The 6,581-nt window shown below is 36.6% G+C and carries 4 protein-coding genes; 3 read left to right on the forward strand and 1 reads right to left on the reverse strand.

Going from position 1 to position 6,581, the window contains the following annotated elements:
* The 3 genes from ACFIO3_RS02755 to ACFIO3_RS02765 all read left to right on the forward strand — a co-directional run.
* On the forward strand, positions 1-1,433 hold a 1,433-nt coding region (locus ACFIO3_RS02755; protein WP_375704085.1), incomplete at its 5' end, for a Do family serine endopeptidase.
* A 704-nt stretch (positions 1,434-2,137) separates the two neighbouring features.
* Positions 2,138-3,010: a tRNA (adenosine(37)-N6)-dimethylallyltransferase MiaA gene (gene miaA / locus ACFIO3_RS02760; protein WP_375608254.1), complete on the forward strand. Its 873-nt coding sequence runs from the start codon at positions 2,138-2,140 to the stop codon at positions 3,008-3,010.
* 270 nt (positions 3,011-3,280) lie between these two features.
* Positions 3,281-5,080 carry an acetolactate synthase 3 large subunit gene (locus ACFIO3_RS02765; protein ID WP_375608255.1) on the forward strand — a complete coding sequence of 600 codons (1,800 nt, stop codon included), beginning with the start codon at positions 3,281-3,283 and terminating at the stop codon, positions 5,078-5,080.
* A gap of 760 nt (positions 5,081-5,840) precedes the next feature.
* Here the strand turns inward: ACFIO3_RS02765 and ACFIO3_RS02770 are convergent.
* A partial coding sequence (locus ACFIO3_RS02770; protein ID WP_375704086.1) for a TauD/TfdA family dioxygenase occupies positions 5,841-6,581 on the reverse strand: 741 nt, incomplete at its 5' end.

Genomic DNA, 6,581 nt, shown 5'->3' on the forward strand with positions numbered 1-6,581 from the left:
TGAGTTTGTCTTGGGGAGCCGAGACAAGCAAGGCATTGCTTTCTATTCCTGATTTAGCTTCTGAGCTTTTGGAAACAGTTGTGAATATTTCCACAGCACAGACTGTTGAAGGAACAGAACAGGATGAAAATACTGCGGTACCCATTATCCCAAAAGATTCATTGTTGGAGGAATATTTTAGTGATTTCTTTACACCTAAAGATGGTCAAAAAGATAGTCAATTTCAAAAGGTGCGTTCTTTAGGGTCTGGTTTTGTGATTGATGCGCAAAAAGGGATTATTGTTACAAATTATCATGTTATCGTTGATGCTGATGATATTGAAGTTAATTTTACGGATGGAACAAAATTAAAGGCAAAGCTTCTTGGAAAGGATAGCAAAACTGATTTGGCTTTGCTTCAAGTCGATGCAGGAAGTAAAAAATTAAAGGCTGTGCGTTTTGGTGATTCAGAAAAGGCACGTATTGGTGATTGGGTTATGGCTATTGGAAATCCTTATGGTTTTGGTGGAAGTGTAACAGTTGGCATTATTTCTGCACGTAACCGTGACCTTAATGCTGGTCCCTATGATAATTTTATTCAAACAGATGCAGCGATTAATCGAGGCAACTCTGGTGGTCCGTTATTTGATAGAAATGGTGAAGTTATTGGCATTAATACAGCAATTGTTTCACCTTCTGGAGGATCTATCGGTATTGGATTTGCTATTCCATCGGATATGGCTCTTTCTGTTATTAATCAATTGCGTGATTTTGGAGAAATAAGGCGTGGTTGGTTGGCTATTCGTATTCAGCCGGTAACAGAGGATATTGCAAAAAGTTTAAAATTGGACAATGCTGTGGGAGCATTGGTGGCTGGTAAAATAGAACAGACGAAAGAAAATAATGTAGATAATAGCCAGTTACAAACTGGAGATATTATTCTTTCCTTTGGTAATTCCAAAATTAAGCATGCACGTGATTTGCCGCGTTTAGTTGCAGAAAGTTCAGAAGGAAAAGTGGTGGACGTTACTGTTTTACGCAATGGGCAAGAAGAAACAGTAAAAGTTAAGCTTGGACGTTTGATTGAAACAGATCCAAATGAAGATACAGAAGAAGTTGATGATAAAAAAAATCAAGATCTGTCGAAAAACGTGACAATGCAATTTATGGGCATGACGTTATCTGAACTGACAGAGGATTTGCGTCATCGTTATTCAATTTCAGATAAACTTCGAGGACTAGTGGTGACAGCTGTTGCACAAAATAGTGCAGCGGATAAAAAGCGTATTCGCGTTGGTGAAGTGATAGTTGATATCAATCAGAGTTCTATCACAACAATTGATGAGGCTAAGAGACGTATTCATAAATTACGTGAAGCTGGACGAAAAAATGCTCTCTTTATTGTTGCGCGTCCAGATGGAGAGTTACGGTTCGTAACGATTTTAATGGATTGATGTTTGAAAAATTATTTTTTGTTTTTTAGCAGCTTTAGTATATGGGGTCTTTTGCAAGTCAGGCATGTGATGTTCAATGTTTCTCAAGCTCATTTCACGATAGAGAGCATGGGGTGTGCAATATAAAATCTATAGGAAATCATTATATCTTTATGCTGGATATAAAGTATAAATTGGTGCCATCATAGTATTTTTCAGTTATCAATATTGTAACAGCCTAGACTTTGAAATGCTGCATAAGAGATATTGGTACACCTTTCTTAAGTCCATTTTTATCTCTGCTTGTGATGCGCAAGTAAATGGTATTGATATGATGCTTTATAAGGCTCTGATTATAAACCGGCGTAGCATGCTATTTTTATAGGAAAAAATAAAGCTATTTGATTGTATAGATTAAACTCAGTATTATTTTCATAAATGATGACAAAGAGTATGTTTTTAATGGCATTAACGGACAGAATTATTATAGCTGTGGTTTGTTATTGAATTATGATAGCAAAAAATGCTTGGAAATTCCTTTGGTGTTGTTATTAAGTCCATTTTTTCTTTTTTATAAGTTTCATAGGATTTTCTTTGTATTAAAGAGAATTTGTGTTCGTATTTTTGTTTGAAGTATTTACTCTATGATCATGGAGAGAAAATACAGTGGCTTTGGGGGTGTCTGCATGTTGCAATAAGTTATTGATTGGGAGAAATTGCTATTCATGACACAGAGAACAGTTACATTAATAGCGGGGCCAACGGCAAGTGGGAAGTCAGAACTTGCCTTGCAAATGGCTAAAGAAAAAAATGCTCTCATTATTAATACTGATTCAATGCAGGTTTATGATGTTTTAAATATTTTAACAGCACGGCCGAGAGAGGCTGATACTGCGATTGTTCCCCATTATCTTTATGGTCATGTGAGTCCTACGTTGAATTACTCAGTAGGGCAATGGTTGTGTGATGTTGAGAAGCTATTGGCTACTTTTTCTTTGAGATCAGTTATTTTTGTTGGCGGAACAGGACTTTATTTTCGTGCTCTTTTGGAAGGGATTGCGGAAATTCCTCATGTTCCAGATGTTGTGCGGCAGAAATGGCGTCTGCTGCTTGATCAAGAAGGACCTGAAAGTCTTTATGGCCAGTTGTTACAGATTGATGCTGATGTTGCTGAAAAAATTTCTTCGCACGATAGACAGCGTATTGTCCGTGCTTTGGAAGTTTATGATGCAACCGGTAAGACGCTCAGTTGGTGGCAGAAACAAAAAACAACACCTATCATTGCGCCGAATTTGACCGAAAAAATTCTTCTCATGCCACCACGTCCTCTGCTTTATGAACGTATTCATAAACGCTTGGATTCTATGATTGAAAGAGGAGCTTTAGAAGAAGTGGTGGCTATGAAAAAACTTAAACTTTCCCCTTCATTACCAGCAATGAAGGCTATTGGTGTACCTGAATTTATGGCTTATTTGGATGGATATAGAAGCTTTGAGAATGCTCTTGAAGCGGTAAAAATACAAACGAGGAGATATGCAAAAAGACAAATGACATGGTTTCGTAATCAATTTGATGAAGAATGGATGCTTACTTTTTGATAAAAGAGTTATAGCTTTGCAAAAAAACTTATCGAAAGATAAAAGATAATTCGTGAAAAAGAAATTTTTTAGAAAATATAATTTTTTATTGACGAATGGTATCAATGGAATTAAAAATCTTTCTACAAGGAATTTTTTATATATTTTATACGTTGGAATAATGGGGGTAATCATACAGTATGTGTTGTGTAATAGGCTCCTTTGGGGGCTTTTTTTATGGGCTCCGTTAGGGGCTTTTTTATTGTCCTATAAAGTAGGTGAGTGGGAAAAATGAGAAATGATCCAAGAAAGCAAGAGAGTGCAGATGGAAAAATAATGTCGGGCGCTGAAATAGTGGTTCAAGCTCTTATAGATCAAGGCGTTGAACATATTTTTGGTTATCCTGGTGGGGCTGTTTTGCCTATTTTTGATGTTCTTTATCACCAAGATACACTCCAGCATATTTTGGTGCGTCATGAACAAGCTGCAGGGCATGCGGCTGAAGGCTATGCACGTAGCACAGGGAAGGTAGGGGTTATGCTTGTGACTTCTGGTCCAGGGGCAACGAATGCTGTTACACCTTTGCAAGATGCTCTTATGGATTCGATACCTCTTATTTGTTTTTCTGGGCAGGTGTCAACAACGGTGATTGGAACAAATGCTTTTCAAGAGGCAGATACAGTTGGAATTACAAAGCCTTGTACGAAGCATAATTGGCTGGTTAAAAATGTCAATGATCTTGCAGCTATTATTCATGAAGCTTTTTCTCTTGCTCAATCAGGTCGTCCTGGGCCGGTTTTGATTGATATTCCTAAGGATGTTCAATTTGCTTCAGGATTTTATAGAGCACCTCAAGTTCAGGAGTCTTTACATTCTTTTCCATCGTTGAAAGGGAATACTAAGGCTATTGAATCTGCCGTTTCTCTTTTAGTTGAGGCAAAACGCCCTATTATTTATTCTGGTGGTGGTGTTATTTCATCAGGGATGAAAGCTATACAGCTTTTACGTAATTTGGTTCAATTGGGGGATTTTCCGATTACTTCAACATTAATGGGACTTGGTGCTTATCCTGCTTCCGGTAAAAATTGGCTTGGAATGCTTGGAATGCATGGAACCTATGAGGCTAATATGGCCATGCATGATTGTGATGTTATGTTAGCTGTTGGAGCACGATTTGATGATCGTATCACAGGGCGCCTTGATGCATTTGCACCTCATGCGCGTATTATTCATATTGATATTGACCCTTCTTCTATCAATAAAATTGTAAAAGCAGAAGTTCCAATTATTGGTGATGTGGCTTGTGTTTTAGGAGATATGACGCAACTCTTAAAGATACAACAACCAGCGTTTAACAGTGAAGTCCGTGAGGCGTGGTGGACGCAAATTAACCGTTGGAAAGCTCGTAATTCATTGGCATATGCGGAGAAAAAAGATGTCATTATGCCGCAATATGCTCTTGAACGACTTTATGCTCTTACCAAAGATGCGAATGCTTATATTACAACGGATGTCGGGCAGCATCAGATGTGGGCAGCGCAGTATTATCATTTTGATGAACCAAAACACTGGATGACTTCTGGTGGTCTTGGAACGATGGGGTATGGTTTACCTGCTGCTATAGGTGTTCAAATAGCGCATCCTAATGCGCTTGTTGTATGTATTTCTGGTGATGCCTCCATTCAGATGAATATTCAAGAGCTTGCAACAGCTATTCAGCATGACACACCGGTGAAAATTTTCATTTTAAATAATCAGTATATGGGAATGGTCCGCCAGTGGCAGCAATTGCTGCATGGTAATCGTCTTTCTCATTCTTATACGGAATCTATGCCTGACTTTGTGAAATTGGCACAAGCTTATGGAGCGGTAGGGATTCATTGTTCAAAACCCGATGAACTTGATGATAAAATTCAGCAGATGATTGATTGTGATAAGCCTGTTCTTTTTGATTGTCGTGTTTATCATTTAGAAAACTGTTTTCCTATGATCCCATCGGGATGTGCCCATAATGAGATGTTATTACCCGATGAAGCAAGCGAAGAAGCTATTGCAAATGCTATTTCTTCCGAGGGAAAGATTCTTGTATAAAATGAATATGTTAACAAAATGGTGAAGGATGGTGATGATGAAGTCTTTGGAGGCTTCATCTCTGTCTCTTCTTTGTGGAGAGTTTCTATTATTCTTAGAACTCATTTTATTATTTTCATTCTGTGTTTAAAGACATAGGGTGTATTATTATTTGTTTATCTAAAAAATGTTATAAGTCGTGTGCCAAATTATGTTTGAATTTATTTGTACGCGATGTTTGTTTTTTTTAAATTCATATGTTCACATTAATAGCTATATCGTTGCATTTTTTAGATAATACATTGAATTATCTGTTATAAATTAATTATGTTGTCTCATATATGAAAGATTTCATCGTGCAAGAAAAAAAGCCACCATGCTTGAAGGGTGCAACCATGCAAACCGTCATACTTGTGAAAACAATAGAAAAGTTTGTCACTATGTTTTGGTTTTGCATTATGAAACTACTCCAAATAGCTCTTTCAAGGGCTTGATAGGAAAATCCCCCTAGAGGCTTGAAAGGAATGGCGAAAATAACAAAAAGCGAATGCAGCCATAGAAAATCAATTGGCCACCATAGCTTATAATTAGCTAGTAACCTCACCTGATTATGCGGGAGAAATCTATACATATGAGATGTATCGTCAATATATATAAACCAGAATAATACTCACCATTATATCATTATCAGGACATTAACATTGAAAATTAAATACTCTTTCTTTTATTTGTTCTACATATCTATGATTCCATAAATCTGCAGACCAAACACTCTTTGAATCTATCGCATTGGATTTTCATAACTATCAAATGATCCAAAAAATTTATCTCTAGAGTGTAGAGCCATTCTATTATCAATGTATAATAATCTTCCCTGTTGTACATCAATTCCAAAAGATACAGCCTTAAAATGATCTGAAGCTTCCTTGGCTTTTTTTGACTGTGGCTCTAACATGCCTGGATAAAAAACAGCGCTGATATTTGGGAATTCACCGTCCCCTTGAACGAGGGGCACTTTACTTGTAGAGGTTACTCCATTTCTTCTCCATCTATAGGGAACATTAATTATATATAAATTATCCCTTAAGTTCCTCAAATCCTCCTCACTTAAAAGTTTTAAAGCGAGACGTGCATCAGATATTCTAGTCAATGTGCCATTAACATCATTGCGAACACCAGATAAAAGTATCCCTTTAGGAGATAAATTTAAACCTGTTATAAATTTTAGCGCAGCATTTTCTATATGAAAATCTAACTCAACTTCAGATCCTAATCCTGTATAATCTTTTTTATTATCTTCTAAAGGAACTAGGTTATTTACTATATGTTCGCCTTCAAACTTAATTGCATAAGGCTCTCCAATCAATAAAGAAAACATCATAATTAAATTTTCGCTAATATAGCCACTTTTACAAGACGCATCTAAATTATAAGGATTAGGTGACGTATTAATTTGTCTATCAATTGGAAGATTTTCAAAGATTAAATATGGTTTAGGGGTAATAGATACCTTTTGATTCAT

This window comes from Bartonella sp. AD328YNZD, from assembly GCF_042196425.1.

Excerpts from the sequence above, each read along its gene's own strand:
- miaA (WP_375608254.1), top strand. The coding sequence starts at position 2,138 with ATGACACAGAGAACAGTTACATTAATAGCGGGGCCAACGGCAAGTGGG.
- ACFIO3_RS02765 (WP_375608255.1), top strand. The coding sequence starts at position 3,281 with ATGAGAAATGATCCAAGAAAGCAAGAGAGTGCAGATGGAAAAATAATG.